Source organism: Microbulbifer regidiadema (SeqCode) (assembly GCF_052466995.1).
On sequence record NZ_CP174297.1, the window covers coordinates 3,185,098 to 3,200,814 of the forward strand.

14 protein-coding genes are annotated in these 15,717 nt (G+C 55.0%); 11 read left to right on the forward strand and 3 right to left on the reverse strand.

All coding sequences use genetic code 11. The annotated features are described in order from the left end of the window. Positions 1 to 308: 308 nt before the first annotated feature. Positions 309 to 575 (forward strand): hypothetical protein, encoded by a 267-nt coding sequence (locus ACJJIK_RS13905; RefSeq protein ID WP_444943103.1) that lies wholly within the window; start codon positions 309 to 311, stop codon positions 573 to 575. 186 nt (positions 576 to 761) lie between these two features. Beyond that, positions 762 to 2,222 (forward strand): IS66 family transposase, encoded by a 1,461-nt coding sequence (gene tnpC / locus ACJJIK_RS13910; RefSeq protein WP_444943104.1) that lies wholly within the window; start codon positions 762 to 764, stop codon positions 2,220 to 2,222. Positions 2,223 to 2,682: 460 nt separating this feature from the next. Here the strand turns inward: tnpC and ACJJIK_RS13915 are convergent, their stop codons facing one another. Next, positions 2,683 to 3,306, reverse strand: a complete 624-nt coding sequence (locus ACJJIK_RS13915) for a DUF2939 domain-containing protein (RefSeq protein ID WP_444943105.1) — start codon at positions 3,304 to 3,306, stop codon at positions 2,683 to 2,685. 170 nt (positions 3,307 to 3,476) lie between these two features. On the opposite strand from ACJJIK_RS13915, the gene ACJJIK_RS13920 reads away from it, so the two are divergent. The 9 genes from ACJJIK_RS13920 to ACJJIK_RS13960 all read left to right on the forward strand — a co-directional run bounded on the left by ACJJIK_RS13920 (position 3,477) and on the right by ACJJIK_RS13960 (position 14,318). Next, positions 3,477 to 4,217, forward strand: coding sequence for a hypothetical protein (locus ACJJIK_RS13920; protein WP_444928899.1), 741 nt, complete (start codon positions 3,477 to 3,479; stop codon positions 4,215 to 4,217). Between the two features lie 30 nt (positions 4,218 to 4,247). Beyond that, a complete protein-coding gene (locus ACJJIK_RS13925) occupies positions 4,248 to 4,931 on the forward strand; it encodes an RDD family protein (RefSeq protein WP_444943106.1) in 684 nt (227 codons plus the stop codon). A gap of 12 nt (positions 4,932 to 4,943) precedes the next feature. Next, positions 4,944 to 5,918 carry a stage II sporulation protein M gene (locus ACJJIK_RS13930; RefSeq protein WP_444943107.1) on the forward strand — a complete coding sequence of 325 codons (975 nt, stop codon included), beginning with the start codon at positions 4,944 to 4,946 and terminating at the stop codon, positions 5,916 to 5,918. Then, a complete protein-coding gene (locus tag ACJJIK_RS13935) occupies positions 5,908 to 7,476 on the forward strand; it encodes a DUF4129 domain-containing protein (protein WP_444943108.1) in 1,569 nt (522 codons plus the stop codon). Before ACJJIK_RS13930 ends, ACJJIK_RS13935 begins: the two co-directional genes overlap by 11 nt. Further along, positions 7,466 to 8,776, forward strand: a complete 1,311-nt coding sequence (locus tag ACJJIK_RS13940) for a DUF4350 domain-containing protein (protein WP_444943109.1) — start codon at positions 7,466 to 7,468, stop codon at positions 8,774 to 8,776. Before ACJJIK_RS13935 ends, ACJJIK_RS13940 begins: the two co-directional genes overlap by 11 nt. After that, on the forward strand, positions 8,773 to 9,777 hold the full coding sequence (locus ACJJIK_RS13945) for an AAA family ATPase (RefSeq protein ID WP_444928904.1): 1,005 nt from the start codon (positions 8,773 to 8,775) through the stop codon (positions 9,775 to 9,777). Before ACJJIK_RS13940 ends, ACJJIK_RS13945 begins: the two co-directional genes overlap by 4 nt. Then, positions 9,774 to 11,171, forward strand: a complete 1,398-nt coding sequence (locus ACJJIK_RS13950) for a DUF58 domain-containing protein (protein ID WP_444928905.1) — start codon at positions 9,774 to 9,776, stop codon at positions 11,169 to 11,171. The genes ACJJIK_RS13945 and ACJJIK_RS13950 overlap by 4 nt, the downstream gene beginning before the upstream one ends. A 324-nt stretch (positions 11,172 to 11,495) precedes the next feature. After that, positions 11,496 to 11,963 carry a hypothetical protein gene (locus tag ACJJIK_RS13955; protein WP_444943110.1) on the forward strand — a complete coding sequence of 156 codons (468 nt, stop codon included), beginning with the start codon at positions 11,496 to 11,498 and terminating at the stop codon, positions 11,961 to 11,963. A 201-nt stretch (positions 11,964 to 12,164) separates the two neighbouring features. Then, entirely contained in the window at positions 12,165 to 14,318 is a 2,154-nt protein-coding gene (locus ACJJIK_RS13960) for a TonB-dependent copper receptor (protein ID WP_444943111.1), read from the forward strand. A gap of 114 nt (positions 14,319 to 14,432) precedes the next feature. On the opposite strand, the gene ACJJIK_RS13965 is transcribed toward ACJJIK_RS13960, so the two are convergent. Both ACJJIK_RS13965 and ACJJIK_RS13970 read right to left on the reverse strand, forming a co-directional pair. Beyond that, complete coding sequence (locus ACJJIK_RS13965) at positions 14,433 to 15,038, reverse strand: outer membrane beta-barrel protein (RefSeq protein ID WP_444928908.1); 606 nt, start codon at positions 15,036 to 15,038, stop codon at positions 14,433 to 14,435. Positions 15,039 to 15,343: 305 nt separating this feature from the next. Beyond that, positions 15,344 to 15,601: a type II toxin-antitoxin system HicB family antitoxin gene (locus ACJJIK_RS13970; RefSeq protein WP_444928909.1), complete on the reverse strand. Its 258-nt coding sequence runs from the start codon at positions 15,599 to 15,601 to the stop codon at positions 15,344 to 15,346. Between the last annotated feature and the right edge of the window lie 116 nt (positions 15,602 to 15,717).

Below are 15,717 nucleotides of genomic sequence, written 5' to 3' on the forward strand. Positions count from 1 at the left end.
CAAGCAGAAAAACCAAGCTTCGACGGCAGTATGAATACTACTAAAAAACAAAAGATCGTGATAGGTTGTTCTGTCTAGAACCAAAAAAGAAAAATTCAAGCAAAAACAGACAAAATTGCTGCGGCATACGCCACGGACAGGTTCAAAAACCCAAAAAGTATACAAAAAGAGCTGGGGAGCCGCATCACCTGCGCAAATCTACTGGTTAAACTCGCCACGCTAAGTTTCACTCGTCGCCGCTAACGGCACTAGAAGTTTGAGAACTTAAAATCATGAATAAAATACATCTCAAAGTGAAGAGCGCAATTTTGAACGCCTTTCTGGCAGTCATTGCTGTACTATCAATATTTTCGTTTACAGTATTAAAATACGCCGATAAGACCAGTCCAAAATTATTAGCGATTGTGTTTATCTCAACCTTAATTTTTGGATGGATTTTCTCAGATTGGTATAAAATCATCCCCGGAAAAAAATCTAAATATAAGCCCTATCTGGCCACTACTGTAATTAGCTTTCCAGCCGCTCTAATGTCAGGAATAATTTATATGGGGATAACTTATATAATAAGATTGTAACTATTCAGCGAGCTTTTCGGGAAAATTAGCACAACTCCCCCGCCAGCCACCGCCAAGCAAGCTGAGCAAGTCTGCCATAAACCAGCACGCCTCAGGTAATCTCCCGCCTAGCCTGGCAAGAAAAAAACAGCTACAGATCATACAGCAAAGATGAATTGTGCGATAATACTGCCATATTACTAAGGTATGCTGTTGCCCATGACAAATTCAGTTGACATTAATCAGGCCGTAAAAGAAGCTGAGGAATTGCTAGCGAATGATACCAGCGCTTCCCCCGCACTAAAAGCGTCTGTAAAAATGCTGCTGATTGTTGTCAAAATGCTCTCGGATCGTTTGGGTTTAAATAGCCTCAATAGTAACAAACCGCCCGCTAGCGATCCCAATCGAGAGAAAAGGCCACAGACAAAAAGCAATAAACCTCGTGGTGGCCAGCCTGGACATCCAGGTAAAAATCTCGAACCTGTGGAAGATCCTGATAAAGTCTGCTTCATCAAGCTTGATCGTCGGACTTTGCCGAAAGGCACCTACACAGATGGCGGTTATGAATCTCGTCAGGTATTTGATATTCGAATATCACGAAGCGTTACAGAATATCGGGCGCAGGTTTTAATTGATGAAAGCGGCCGAAGATTTGTGGCAGACTTTCCCCAAAAGGTCACGCGTTCAACGCAGTATGGCGCCAGCGTCAAAGCTAATGCGGTTTACATGTCGATATTTCAGCTGATCCCCTACGAGCGAGTGGAGACACACTTTTCTGAACTGTTTGATACCCCCATCAGTGCTGGCAGTGTTTATAACTTCAATCTGGAAGCCTTTGAGCGCTTGGCGTTGTTTGAGCAAACAGCTAAAGCTGTGCTGCGCCAGGAAAAAACCTTGCATGTTGATGAAACCAGTATCAATGTAAATGGCAGCCGTCTGTGGTTGCACAACGCTTCCAGTGCCTCCTGGACATTGATTGCTCCACATGCAAAACGCGGCAATGAAGCTGTAGAAGAAATGGACATACTGCCTCACTATAAAGGCGTTTTAGTTCATGATCATTGGAAGCCTTACTACCGTTATACAATGTGTCTGCACGCTCTTTGTAATGCTCACCATCAGCGTGAACTAACCAGGGCTTTTGAGCAGGATGGACAGGAATGGGCCAGAAAAATGGCGCTACTGTTGCAGAAAATCAACACAGCAGTCAAGCAATCAGATGGCTGCCTAACAGAAGAGGAATGCCGAAATTGGCGTAGACAATATAGAAGCCTACTTAAAAAAGCTGAGCTGGAGTGCCCGCCACCAGAAATTAACAAATCAGAACAAAAAAAGCGTGGCAGATTAGCTCGAAGCAAATCTCGGAACCTCTTGGAACGTCTACAAAAATACGAACAAGATGTTTTACGTTTTATGGAAAATCCGGAAGCGCCTTATACCAATAATCAGGGTGAAAGAGATATTCGCATGGCTAAGGTGCAGCAAAAAATATCAGGTTGCTTTAGGTCTATGGCTGGAGCTGAGATTTTTTGTCGCATCCGTAGCTATTTGTCCACTTGCAGAAAGCATGGTGTTGGTGTGGGGGAAGCCCTTGAAAGCCTATTTTCAGGCGAGCGGCCAGAATTTCTTCAAAAGAAAATGACAACACTCAAAATATCCGCTGAATAGTTACATAAGATTAAATACAAATTTAAACTTGATACCCATCTCTGAAGCTGCCTTTATAAGCATAATGGGCGGCCTTATAGCAGCAGTATTTGCCCTGCCCATTTCACTGCTTTTGGGTGCGGTCCTAGGTTGGTATTTAGTGAACAGTCAGAAGCCCTAGCACGGCTGCCCCAAATTACCAGTAAGCTTGCCGGGCAGGTTCTCGCCGCTATTCACTAGCGCAAAGAGCCCCGCCGCCAAATTGGTACTAAGACTGTATTTAAAAATCGCCCGCCTGAATCAACAGGGGCTATAACCCGGTTCTCCCATTGCGATGTGCTCATAAGAGCGTCAATTGTCAGGAAACGTATTTACCCCCACCAGTTATCGACCACTAACTGGTGCTGGGCTACTTAAGTAAAAGCGCGGTTTCCCCGGCAATAAGATAACAGCGGGGCACAAAACACCCGGGCTTATTGCGCTATCTCCACCCCTGCCCCTCTCCGCTTGTTTCATTCAGCAGTTGAATATCCACCAGCTGCCAGCGCAGGCCGTTGCGCTGCATTAGCAGGCGCAGCTCAGGGCGGCCGTGCTCGCCGTAATCCACGCTCAAATGATTGAGATCGGTAAAACGCCACCCCATACGCTGCCAGGTAGCTTCTGTCTCTTCCTGTGCGGATGGGTAACTGCCGGAGCGATTCGCGGTTCCACTACTCTGCCGATAGATTTCCCGCTCAAAAGCCTCCAGATCCTCGCCGCCACGAAGCAGATCGGCAATGCCCTCAGGGGTAATAAATTGCTGCAAAAGTGGCTCCATAAGGAAATTGGCGCCAGCGCTGAGCAATTCATCAAACTCCTGCGGAATCGTATTGCTTAAAGAGCTCCGCAGTTGCTGCTGTAGGCGAACCTTTAAATTGTCACGCAAAACAGGAAAATCGACATAGCGCTCTAAGGTATCGATACTCTCAGTTCTAACCTGCGGCTGTTCGGATTTAGCCATTTCCGCCGCACGCTGCAATTGCCCGATGGAATAAAACGGCAAAGCGACATATCCGCTCCCCAGCAGCACTGCAATTAAGCCGCCCACCCACAGTATTTTTTTCATCAATTCGATTCCTTAATCACTATCTGGGGATTTTATGCTGAGAAACAGCGATCACCTAATTTGCCAATGTATTGGCGTGGCATTGTTCACCACCCCCAGCTGTGAGATATTTCCCTCCAAGGTTTTGCACCGCACAAGCAATCTAAATATCAATAAGGACAGTTAACAGGATGAGTGATATTTATACAGCCCCCAAAGCCGATTTGGCCGATAGCTCGGTGACTGGGGACTCAGGCTCTATCGAAAAAGGTATTGCCGGGGATTATTCATTTTCTATTGGGGAAACTCTCAGCGAGGCCTGGCAGCGCACTAGCGGCAATAAAGGCACCGTCTGGGTGGGAGCACTGCTCTATTTCGTTGCCATTATTGCAATTACTATCGTCGCCACCTTAGTTACCGGCGGTACGGCAGCATTCAGCTCCGGTAGCTCCTCGGGGCCAGTTGCCGAGATTCTCTCTCAGCTGATCGTGACCTTTGCCGGCGCTCCCCTGGCGGTGGGTATGACGATGATTGGTATCAAAATCGCCCGCGACGAACAGACCTCCGGCACCGAGGTGTTTGCACACTTCGACAAGATAGTTCCGCTCGGCTTTGCCACTATCTTGATGTATCTACTTATTGCGGTCGGCTTGATATTGCTGATCATTCCGGGCATTTACCTGATGATCGCTTATCTGCTGGCAATGCCCCTGATTGCCGATCGCAATCTGAGCCCCTGGGAAGCTCTGGAAACCTCCCGTAAAGCCATCACTAAGAACTGGTTTGCTTTCCTTGGTTTCGTAATTGTCATAACGCTGATTTTTATAGCCGGCGGTATCGCCCTGCTTATCGGCCTGATCTGGGCAGTGCCACTGGTTAGCATTGCTTTTGGTGTTGCCTATCGAAAAGTGTTTGGCATCCCCAACCACTAATAAGTTCTTCCACCAGACAGGAGCGGTGGCTTGCTGGATACCACCTATAGCGTCGAAACACCCGAGGGTATCGATTTGCGCGCGCGGGCTGCTGGGCCCGTGCCGCGTATCCTCGCCTATGCCGTAGATGTGTTTTATCGATCGTTGATATTAACGGCTATCGGTTTTGCCCTGCTATTTGCCGGCTTTGCCGGCATCGGCATTTGGCTCGTGTGCGCCTTTCTGCTCGAGTGGTTCTACCCGGTATTTTTTGAAGTGCTGCGCGGTGGACAAACGCCGGGCAAGAAAGCTTTTGGCCTGATGGTGGTGAACGATAACCTCACGCCGATATCCTGGGGCGCCTCCTTTGTGCGCAATCTGCTGCGCTTTGCCGACTTTATGCCGTTTGCCTACGCCACCGGCATGATCTGCATGACCCTTGGGCGCCATTTCCAGCGCCTCGGCGACCTGGCCGCCGGTACCCTGGTGGTCTATCGCGAAGAGGAAAAGGCACCGCTTGCCCTACCGGATACAACCCCACTCCCTCCCCCACAGAACTTGCGCCAACAGGACCAGCAGGCACTGGTCAGCCTGTTGGAGCGCCACGAGGATTTAAGTGAAGCGCGCCAGCGAGAGCTCGCCAACCTACTCGAACCCATTACCCACAAGCGCGATAGCGACGCCCTGAACTACTTGCGCTCCGTGGGCAGCTGGTTGCTCGGCGGCAGGGGATAGGCTGAGGTATCCATGAAGCAGAGAGACTTTGAAAATCGCTACCGCGATAGCTGGGCCCAATTGGAAACCTGGCTCAAGGCGGACAGCAACAAGGCCGAAACAGCGGCCTTGGACCTGCCGGTCGCCTATCGCAATCTTTGCCAGCAGCTGGCGATGGCAAAAGAGCGGCAGTACACCAGCCGCCTGGTCGATCACCTCAACCAGCTGGTTATGGCGGCGCACCACCGCGTCTACCGACAGGAAACCCTGCGCCGCAACGGCTGGCTGCACTATGTACTGGTGGGTTTTCCCCGGGCCGTACGCGTCAACAGTCGCGCGGTCCTGCTGGCCGCCGCCCTGTTTTTACTGCCGGGTTTAATTCTCGGTATTGGCACCTACAATAACGACGCCCTGGTGTATGCGGTGATGTCGCCAGAGCAGGTGATGGGCTTTGAGTCCATGTATGACCCGGATAACCGAGTGCTGGGGCGCGAGCGCGGTGCGGACACTGACCTGGCCATGTTCGGTTTTTATATCAGAAACAATATCGGCATCGCCTTTCGCACCTTTGCCGGCGGCGTGCTGTTTGGCTTGGGCTCAATTTTCTTCCTGGTGTTTAACGGCATCCATATCGGCGCCGCCTTCGGGCATATCACCCGGGTGGGTTTTACCTCTACGTTCTACCCCTTTGTGATCGGCCACGGCGCCTTCGAATTGACCGCGATTGTGCTGGCCGGAGCTGCGGGCCTGATACTGGGGCGCTCACTGGTGAACCCCGGCCAACACCGGCGCACGGTAGCGCTGCGCCTGGCCGCTGCCGAGGCGATGAAAATTATGTACGGCACCTTCCTGATGCTGGTGATCGCCGCCTTCCTCGAGGCCTTCTGGTCCTCCAGTGCCACTATGCCCATTGCGATCAAGCTCGGCGTCGGCGCCCTGTTGTGGGTGCTGGTATTTGCCTACTTTATCCTGGCGGGACGCAGGAAGGACGCTGCCCATGCAAATTGAGCACTTGGCCGTACGCGCCCGCTTGCGCTCCCCCTGGGAGTCGCTTGACCTCGGTATTGTTCTGGCGCGAAAGCACTGGTGGCAACTGTTTATCGTGTGGCTGCTACCCGCAGCGCCACTGTTGGCCCTGTGCTATTGGCTGTTTCCTGATTCACCGGAGCTCTCCCTCCTCTTTGTCTGGTGGCTGAAACCAGTTTTTGACCGGCTGCCGCTGTTTATGATCAGCCAGGCACTATTTGGCTCGCCGGTATCTGTCGGCGCGGCGCTGAGGCACTTTTTTAGCCAGAATCGTCGCGACTGGTTTATGTGGCTCACCTTTCGCCGCCTGAGTCCCACCCGCGCTTTCGATATGCCTGTCACGGTACTGGAGCACTCCAGCGGCAAGGTCCGCACCTCGCGCATCAACGTTTTACACCGCAAGCACGCCAGTGCCGCCACCTGGCTGACACTCACGTTATTCCATATTGAAACTTTTTTGCTAGCGGCCCTATTCGCGCTCATCTTCCTGTTTATTCCCGAGCAATACGCCGAGGGAGTCGATTGGATACCCCTGTTGCAGGAGGACGTTTTGTGGGCGAGATGGCTGTATATCGCCCTCTATCTGCTGGCGATGGCGGCTGTTGCCCCCTTCTATATCGTCAGCGGCTTTTGCCTGTATATCGGCCGCCGTATCGAACTGGAAGGCTGGGATATCGAAATCCAATTCCGGGATCTGCTACAGCGCCAACAGCAACCCCGCCGCCGGACATCAGGTGCCGCCACCCTGCTCCTGCTCTGCGGCCTCGCACTTGGCAGCGCGCTGCCATCCCCCCCTGCCAGTGCGGCAGCGGTGGAGACGCCGCAACAAGCCCAACAGCACATTGATGCAATCCTCGCCGGCGAGGATTTCCATCAGATGAAGGAAATCAGCGGCTGGCGCAAAAAGCAGGACACAGAAACAGCGGAAGAGAAGTTTCCCGATTGGCTTATTGATTTTGTCGAATGGCTCTCCGGTCTCTTCGACGATGAGCCCGATTCCGACAGTGAATTCACATGGGGCCCGACAATCGCAATCGTTTTGGAGCTACTCCTGTGGACGGGGCTGGCCTTCGGCCTGGGCTATCTGCTCTGGCGGCACCGCGAAAAAATTCTGCACAGCTTGCAGTGGCAGGCCAAGCTGAAGACAAAGCCGCCAACCCCCGAAACCCTGTTCGGTCTGGATGTGCGCCAGTCGAGTCTGCCCGCCGATGTCTGTGCAGAGGTTATGCGCCTCTGGGCTGAGGGCGACAAGCGGGCCAGCCTGGGACTTCTGTATCGCGCCACCCTATCCCACCTGATTGAAGACTTCGAATTCCGTTTCGGCAGCCACCTCACCGAGAGCGAGTGCGCCCAGCTGGTACAGGCGAGACAGCTGAAGCCCAGGGAAGCACTGCGCCCGGTGAGCCCCGCACTGAGCCAGTTTGTGCAAGAGCTCACCGCCAACTGGCAACAGCTCGCCTATGCCCATCGCCCCCCGCAAGAGGCCCAGGTAAGTACCCTTTGCCGCCAGTGGCAGGAGGCATTTAGCCATGACCGCTAAGAGAGTTCTGATTGCAGCCCTGGCCCTGAGCGGCGCCGCACTGGTATGGCTGTTCCTCACCTTCTACGAGCGCTATACCAAAGAGATCGATACGGGCTGGGGCGCGGAGGCCAAGCGCAACCCCTATCTGGCCGCGCAACGCTACCTCGCCGATATCCAGCTGACACCGCGCCAGGCGGATAATATTGCCGTTTTGCGGGGGCTCTCCCCCGATGCCACCCTGTTTATCAGCAGCTCCAGCCAGGTGTATAACCCCACCAAGGCCCAGGAACTTCTCCAGTGGGTAGAGCGGGGTGGCCACGCCATCGTCGTGGCCTATACCGGTAACTTCGATAGCGGCGCCGGGCGCAGTGAAAACCGCGACTGGCTGCTTGAAGCCATGGGCGTCTCTCTCGAAGAGGGGCACAGTGACTTCGAATGGCAACAGACACTCGAACAACTCTTCGGAGAAGATGCCACACTCGATCCGACTCAGAGCCCTGCAGATGCGATGCGGGAGCACAATCGCAAAATTGACGAGGGCGACACCGAGGAGAAACCTGAGGAGAAAGAGAAGCCCCGCAATCCCGATGTGCCGGAGGAAAACCTGGTAACCCTGCCGGCTGAGGGGGGCAGTGAAATACAGCTGCATCTCAATGCCAGCCATCTGCTCTACCACCCGTCGTTTAATGACGAGACGGTCGACGGTGGACCGGTATCCTGGGCCCGGGTATGGCATGACGATATCGGCGTACCATTTATGCAGTTCAAGCGCGGCAGTGGTGTCATCACCCTGATGACCGACAGCACCCTGTGGCAGTCCCACCGTATCGGCCATTTTGATCACGCCTATTTCCTTCAGCTGCTGGCCAGTGACGGGGAGTTTGTCTTCCTCACCCGCCCGCGCTTTGAGTCCCTAACCAAAGTGGCGCGCGAATACGCCGTCGAGTTTTTTATCGCCGGCGCCCTGGCCTTGCTGGCCTGGCTGTTGCTGCGCGGGCGCCGCTTTGGCCCCTTACAGCCGGAGCCGGAGGTGTCGCGCCGCTCGCTACTCGAACATATCTCCGCCTGCGGCCACTACTACTGGCTGGACGATCGCTGCGAAGCCCTGCTGCGCGGCCAGCGGGAAGAACTCTTGCGGCGCCTTGGCGCCACCCATACCGACGCCAGCCAAAAGCGCAAACTGTGCAACAAGCTCTGTGCATCCACTGGCATGGATGAAGCGCGAGTGCTGGCCACCCTGTGGGGCAAGCCCCCCACTAGCGAAGAAACCTTTACTGAACACATGCGTAACCTGCAGCGAATTGAGGCAGTCCTATGAGCGAGACCACCCTGCAACCGGAACCACAAACCATGAGCCCATCACCTGATTGGCGGGCGGCATCGGCCAAATTGCAGCTGCTGCGCAACAATATCAACCAGCTGTTGATTGGCCAGGAGCGGGTGGTCGATCAGGTGCTGGTAGCGCTGCTGGCCTCCGGTCACGTACTGCTGGAAGGCGTACCGGGGCTCGGTAAAACCCTGCTGGTGCGCACCCTGGCCAACTGTTTTGGCGGCCACTTTCGCCGCATCCAGTTTACCCCGGACCTGATGCCCGCCGACGTCACCGGCCACGCCATGTACAACATGGGGGAGAGCCGCTTCGAGGTGCGACGCGGGCCGGTGTTTACCAATCTGCTGCTGGCGGACGAGATCAACCGCGCCCCTGCCAAAACCCAGGCCGCCCTGCTGGAAGTGATGCAGGAGAAGCAGGTCACCATCGACGGCCAGGCGCTGAAAGTACCCAGCCCATTTATGGTACTCGCCACCCAAAACCCCATTGAGCAGGAGGGCACCTACCCGCTGCCCGAGGCGGAGCTGGACCGCTTCCTGCTAAAAATCCTGATCGATTACCCCAGCCTCGAGGCGGAACTGAAGTTGGCCGCCGCCGCCAGCAGTGGCCACATTGAGCGCAGCTTGCAGGAAAAGCTGGCGGGGGAAATTACGGTCGAGGAGCTGCAACAGCTGCAAGCCCTGGTGCCCCAGGTGGACCTGGACGAACAGGTATTGAACTACGCCGTGCGCCTGGTGCGCGCCACCCGCCAGTCCCCGCAGCTGCGCAGCCCCGCCGGTCCCCGCGCCAGTATCGGCCTGCTGCAAGCCGCCCGCGCCTATGCCCTGTTGCAGGGGCGCGAATTCGTGCTGCCGGACGATATCAAGGCCATGGCAATCCCGGTGATGCGCCACCGTATCGGCCTGTCCCCGGATATGGAGATTGACGGTGAAACTGCCGATACCGCTCTGGCGATGATTATCGACAGCGTTGAGGCGCCGCGACTGTGACACAAAGCGCAGCTGCCACAGAGCAGCAGGCAGCGCCCGCACAGCGCGGCCGCAGCGGTCCCAGTCCGCGCCTGGTCAAGCTGCTCGGCTACTGGTGCCTGGCGGCCCTGGCAATTACCGCAGCGCGAATCTGGGTTCCACAAGCCGGTCCCTTGATCGGCAGCCTCTGGTGGGGAGCGAGTGCCCTGCTGATCGGCGCCGCTCTGCTGGACTTTCTCACCGGCTACCGGGTCAGTGGTTTGCAGGGGCTGCGGCGCCTGCCGGGCAACCTGGCCCTGGGCGTGCGCAACAGCGCGCGGCTGCAACTGCGCAATACGGGCCCGCGCGCCCTGTTACTCCAGGTTTCCGACTCGATTCCACAACAACTGGGATCGACTGGGCTGCCGCGCACCGCACAGCTCAACCCCGATCAGGAAATCACCATCGAGTACGATCTGGTGCCCCACCGCCGTGGCAGCGCCACTTTCGGACGCATTGAGGTGCTGGCCAGCTCCCCCTGGGGGCTCTGGCAGACCAGGGTGTGGCTGGGACAGGCACAGAGCGTCAAGGTCTACCCCAATTTTCTCGGCATCTCATCGCTACAATCCCTCTCCACCGAACAGAGCCTGCGCCTGATGGGGCTGCACCAGCAGCAGCGTCGCGGTGAGGGCATGGACTTTCGCCAGCTGCGGGAATACCGCCAGGGCGACAGCCAGAGACAGGTGGATTGGCGCGCGAGTTCGCGCCTGCGCAAACTGATCAGTCGCGAATATCAGGACGAGCGCGACCAGGAAATCATTTATATGCTGGATTGCGGCCGCCGCATGCGCGCTAAAGACGGCGAGCTGAGCCACTTTGACCACGCACTCAATGGCCTGCTGCTCTCCGCCTATGTCGCCATTAAACAGGGCGACGCCGTCGGCCTGCAGGCATTCGCCGCCGCACAGGAGAGCAGCGGTGGACAGCTGCCGCCGGTGAAAGGGGAAAACGCGATCAACCTGCTGTTGAACAACGTCTACAACCTCCACTCCGGCACCGGCAGCGCGGACTACACCGGCGCCGCACAGCAGCTGATGGCCCAGCACAAGCGCCGCGCCCTGGTAATCCTGATCACCAACCTGCGCGATGAAGACAGTGACGAGCTGCTCGCCGCAGTCAAACTGCTGTCGCGCAATCACCTGGTGATGATTGCCAGCCTGCGGGAGACCGCAGTGGACAAACTGCTACAGCAGCCGATCCAGAGCTTTGACAGTGCGATCAACGGTGCCGCAGCGAGAGACTTCCTGCGCCGCCGGGCGCTGCTGCTCCAGCATTTACAGGCGCACAATGTCACAGTGGTGGACTCGCGACCGGAGCTTTTACACCAGTCTCTGGTAGAGGCCTATTGGCGCCTCAAGCGCAGCGGTAGAATCTGACCCCGGTGAGCTTACTGAGTGGGGACTCTTCCAATCCCCACTTTTTACCCCCTCCTCCAAGCTCTCCCTCCCCGCGATAAACCCCGCTGTCGGGAACTCTCCCCGATCCCGGGAATCTCTTGTTTAGCGCCTTCAACCCCGGGGCCATCGCTCTCCGGAAAAATTAGATTAATTTTTCGAATGCGCGCAAAAAGATAGATTAAATTTTAACAAAGCTGATAGAGCTCAATTAACCCCGCATTAGTTCGCAAAAGTTAACTTGTGGTAGTGGCACTTTGGTTTCTCACCCGTTAACCTCTTGTGACTCATCGCCGGGTATGAAAAATGGGCCCGGACAAAATACAGATTTCCCTATTTATGAGCGGTAAGCGCACCATCCAAAGCTGTTCCCGCCTGTCCCAGTGGCAGGCGCTATTGCTGTTGCTGGTATTTCTCAGCGCGCGCGGCTTGGTGCCCGCAGGTTTTATGCCTGCGGATTTTTCCTCGGCAACCCCCTACGGGCTCTGTCATGGCGACAGCCGCAGCGCGCTATTGCTCAATGCCCTCAGTGCGGATTCTCACGCTGATCAACACAGCGGCCACTCCGAAAATCACAATCACAACACTCTAACCGCACACTCATTTGCCGATAATCACTGTAATTTCTCCGCCGCAGCCAGTATTGCCAGCGCACCGGCTGCGGAACTGGAAATAACCCTAGCCGGGGTTCTTCAACCCTCCGCCGGGCCAACGTTTTCCCCCTCTCTCTCCAGTGCTTACAGCCGCCCGCTAATTCGCGCGCCTCCGGTTTAATCCTTTTTTATCGCAACACCACCGCTCCACAGTTCGCTGTGGGGCGCAGGACTCACTGCTGTCCTCATTTTGTCAGCACCCTGAGCCCCGCCTAAATACGACCACTTTTTTCAGTGGTGATACGTCGCGCGCGCCAAATTTTATCGGGCCTGCGCGCCTACTGCTGCGTGTCCGAAACGCCAGCGAAAAGGATTGAAAATCATGCACCAGAGCATCAACGCAAAAATTTTTCTGAAAAAACCTCTCAGCCTGGCACTCGCTGCCTGCTGTACCTTTTCAGCACATCTCGCAGCGGAAGAATCCGAAGAGTCAGAAGCACTAAAAGACAGTGAAATGGAACAGATGGTGGTCACCGGGGTAAAAACAGAACTCCCCCTCAACCTGGTGACCGACCCGAAAAAACCCCGCCAGCCACTACCGGCCAACGATGGCGCCGACTATCTAAAAACGATCCCGGGATTTTCTGTCGTGCGCAAAGGTGGGACCAGTGGCGACCCGATGCTGCGCGGTATGGGGGGCTCGCGCCTGGGGATGGTCGTGGACGGGGAGACCCTGGCGGGCGGCTGTCCCAGCCGTATGGACCCGCCCACGGCCTATATTTTCCCCGAGGCGATGGACGAAATTGAAGTAATCAAAGGGCCGCAGAGCGTGCTCTATGGTCCGGGGAACTCCGCCGGGGTGGTGGTCTTTAACCAGCAGCAGGAGCGCCCCACAGAGAGCGATTGGAATATGCATGCGAGCCTTCTCGGCGCCAGCGCCGAGCGCCGCGATGGCCTCTTCGATATCTCCTACAGCTCGCCGCAGTTTTCCATTCGCAGCGCCTCGACGTCAGCATCTGCGGACAACTACGAGGATGGCGATGGCAATGAGGTGAACTCCAGTTATGAGCGCTGGAGCAGCCAGGTCAACCTGGCCTGGACCCCCAGCGACGATACGCGGCTCGAATTAGATACATCATTCAGCGACGGCGAAGCCGCCTATGCCGATCGGGGCATGGACGGCTCCAAGTTTGCCCGGGAGAGCTACAAGACAAAATATGTGCGCAGCAATATCAGCAGCTGGCTCGACTCGATTGAACTACAGGCCTACTACAACTATATCGACCATGTTATGGACAATTACAGCCTGCGCGAACTGTCCAGCACCTCTACCCCTATGGCCATGAATCTCGATAGTGAGACCTCGGGCTTTAAGGTGGCCCTGATGTTTACCCCGCTGGACAATGTGGAGCTGACCACTGGTATCGATGCGCGGGAAAATCGCCACACCAGCCGCTCGACCATGGACCAGTCCACGATGGATTACCGCGATATGGAGCGGCAGGCCGACGCCGAGTTTTCCCAGCTGGGTTTATTTTCTGAAGCCAGCTGGCAGATCGCGCCCAATCAGCGCTGGATCGCCGGTGCGCGAGTAGATGATTGGGAGGTCAAAGACCTGCGCGATGAGGTCGCCCTATCCATGATGTCTTCTGTGGATAACCCCACGGCGGGGGAAACTCGCTCGGAGTTATTGAGCAGCGGCTTCCTGCGCTATGAATATGGCCTCGAGAGCGACCCCAACAGTTCTGCCACACTCTTTGCCGGGCTCGGCTATACCGAGCGCTTCCCCGATTACTGGGAGATTTTTTCCTACGAGACCGCAGACTCCTACAGCGCACTGGATATCGAAGCAGAGAAAACCACCCAGCTGGATATCGGCTACATCTATCGCGGCGAGAAGCTTTCCGCCAGTATCTCCGGCTTCGTCAATCAGATCGACGACTACCTGATGATTGAGACGGATTACGAAAAAGCCGCAGTCATGACTAGTATGGATTCTATGAGCAGTATGAGTATGGATGATATGGATTCCTCCGATACTCGCACTACCTCCATTGTCAGAAATATCCAGGCGCGCTCTTGGGGTTTGGAGTTTGACTCCTCATACCAGCTCAACGAGCAGTGGCGTAGCGAATTTACTGTGACATCGGTGCGCGGTGCCAACGAGACCGATGGTACCACTCTGGCACAACTGCCCCCTCTGGAGGGCCGCCTGGGACTCTACTATGAGCAGGCCCAGTGGTCGGCGGGGGTTTTATGGCGCGCTATCGCCAGCCAGGATCGGGTGGATATCGGCAAGGGTAATATTGTTGGCCAGGATATTGGCACCACCGACTCTGCCAATGTGATTTCTATCAATGCCGGTTGGAAGCCGAATAAAAGCGTGTTGATAACCACCGGTATCGACAACCTGTTCGACGAGACCTACGCAGAGCATATCAGCCGCTCCGGAGCCAATATTATTGGCTTCGACCAGTTGACCCGCGTTAATGAGCCGGGACGCACCTTCTGGTTAAAAGCTATTTATCGAATTTAAAAACTAGCGGGGCCCCGAGGGCCCCGTTTTTTACCCGCAGAAAAAACCATTATTTTATAAAATAATTTTTGCACAGAGGAGCTGTAACAAGGCAAAAAATTAAAAAATATAAAATTAAAATTTATAGGAAAAGTTTAAACTCAGAGTGCGCAGATAGCCGGGATCGAGCCCCTCTATTTTGCCAATATTATTGTAGTTATACTCTAGTGAAGTCTCGAAATCCTGACGCCACAAAACCCGGTAACCCACTCCGGCATTCCAAAAATCATCACTGCCACTGGCATCAATAACATAGATATATCGGTTATCGAAGTGCTGCGGCGGGTCTTCTCGATACCAATGGCCTCTCTTTATAACATTATTTAAATCCACCTCTGCGTAATTGTACCCCAGCATCCAGTAGAGGCATTGAACATGGCAGTTCAGAGTTAAATCAATTTTAAAATTCAGTCCCAGTTGATTGACGCTGACATGATTATCATCAAAGTGGGCGCCGCGCAGCTCCACCTGCCAAACTCCTACCGCCGGGGTGATACCGAGGCCGAGATAGGCAAAAAAATCCCGCTGTTTATTTAATTGTTGCTCACCGCTCCCGAGGCCAAGGGTGCCGATAATCCGATACTCCCCGGCACTGACGCCAACAAAAGGATTGTTTGCCTCAAATCCATAGCTGGCCGGTGCCAATAACAGGGGGAGCATACAGAGGGGTAGATTTTTCATCGTCACTTACACCAGCAAGCCCATATTCAACTCCGCTCTGGGCATATTGCCTAGGGAGCCTCTGAACAATTCCGTGATGCCTCTGGCTTACAGAGCGGTTCACAATCAAGGCGCGGCTTCGCAGGAATGTCTAGACCTTTCAAGAAGTCGCAACGCGGACTGTAAGCCCCGAAGGGCGGGCCTTGAAGGCCACAGCTGCTGCGTTGCAGCTCTTGCAAAGGACTAGGGCCATTCGCGGCGAACTGCGCCTAACATCTGTAGCCTTCAAGACCCGCAGAGGTATTACGGAATTGTTCAGAGGCTCCCTAGCTTGCTTCCACATCAATAACCGCCCAGACTCCCCCGACAAAAGCCGGGTTTTTTCGCAGATCATCTACGTCGCCAGCTTTTGGCATAGGCTGCCCTGCCCGGCGCAGCTCTTCCAATCGCTGGAAAATCGTTTCCGCCATTTTTTGCAGGGTGCCGTCAAGGGTATCGGCATAGCAATGACAGTGGGGCAGATCCGGTGCTATGGCACCAAATCCGGCATATTCAATATTGTGCACCACGACCGGGTAGCGCATTGAAAAATACTCTTATGTATTTACTTTTCAAAGCGTAGACTGATTTGCATTTTACGGGGGAATTTGGCCAGGAAATTAGCAGAGAAATACAATTCTGCACGGGCACAGGTTCAATA

Excerpts from the sequence above, each read along its gene's own strand:
- ACJJIK_RS13965 (WP_444928908.1), bottom strand. The coding sequence starts at position 15,038 with ATGAAAAATCTACCCCTCTGTATGCTCCCCCTGTTATTGGCACCGGCC.
- ACJJIK_RS13945 (WP_444928904.1), top strand. The coding sequence starts at position 8,773 with ATGAGCGAGACCACCCTGCAACCGGAACCACAAACCATGAGCCCATCA.
- ACJJIK_RS13935 (WP_444943108.1), top strand. The coding sequence starts at position 5,908 with ATGCAAATTGAGCACTTGGCCGTACGCGCCCGCTTGCGCTCCCCCTGG.
- ACJJIK_RS13930 (WP_444943107.1), top strand. The coding sequence starts at position 4,944 with ATGAAGCAGAGAGACTTTGAAAATCGCTACCGCGATAGCTGGGCCCAA.
- tnpC (WP_444943104.1), top strand. The coding sequence starts at position 762 with ATGCTGTTGCCCATGACAAATTCAGTTGACATTAATCAGGCCGTAAAA.
- ACJJIK_RS13970 (WP_444928909.1), bottom strand. The coding sequence starts at position 15,601 with ATGCGCTACCCGGTCGTGGTGCACAATATTGAATATGCCGGATTTGGT.
- ACJJIK_RS13955 (WP_444943110.1), top strand. The coding sequence starts at position 11,496 with ATGGGCCCGGACAAAATACAGATTTCCCTATTTATGAGCGGTAAGCGC.
- ACJJIK_RS13915 (WP_444943105.1), bottom strand. The coding sequence starts at position 3,306 with ATGAAAAAAATACTGTGGGTGGGCGGCTTAATTGCAGTGCTGCTGGGG.
- ACJJIK_RS13920 (WP_444928899.1), top strand. The coding sequence starts at position 3,477 with ATGAGTGATATTTATACAGCCCCCAAAGCCGATTTGGCCGATAGCTCG.
- ACJJIK_RS13960 (WP_444943111.1), top strand. The coding sequence starts at position 12,165 with ATGCACCAGAGCATCAACGCAAAAATTTTTCTGAAAAAACCTCTCAGC.
- ACJJIK_RS13940 (WP_444943109.1), top strand. The coding sequence starts at position 7,466 with ATGACCGCTAAGAGAGTTCTGATTGCAGCCCTGGCCCTGAGCGGCGCC.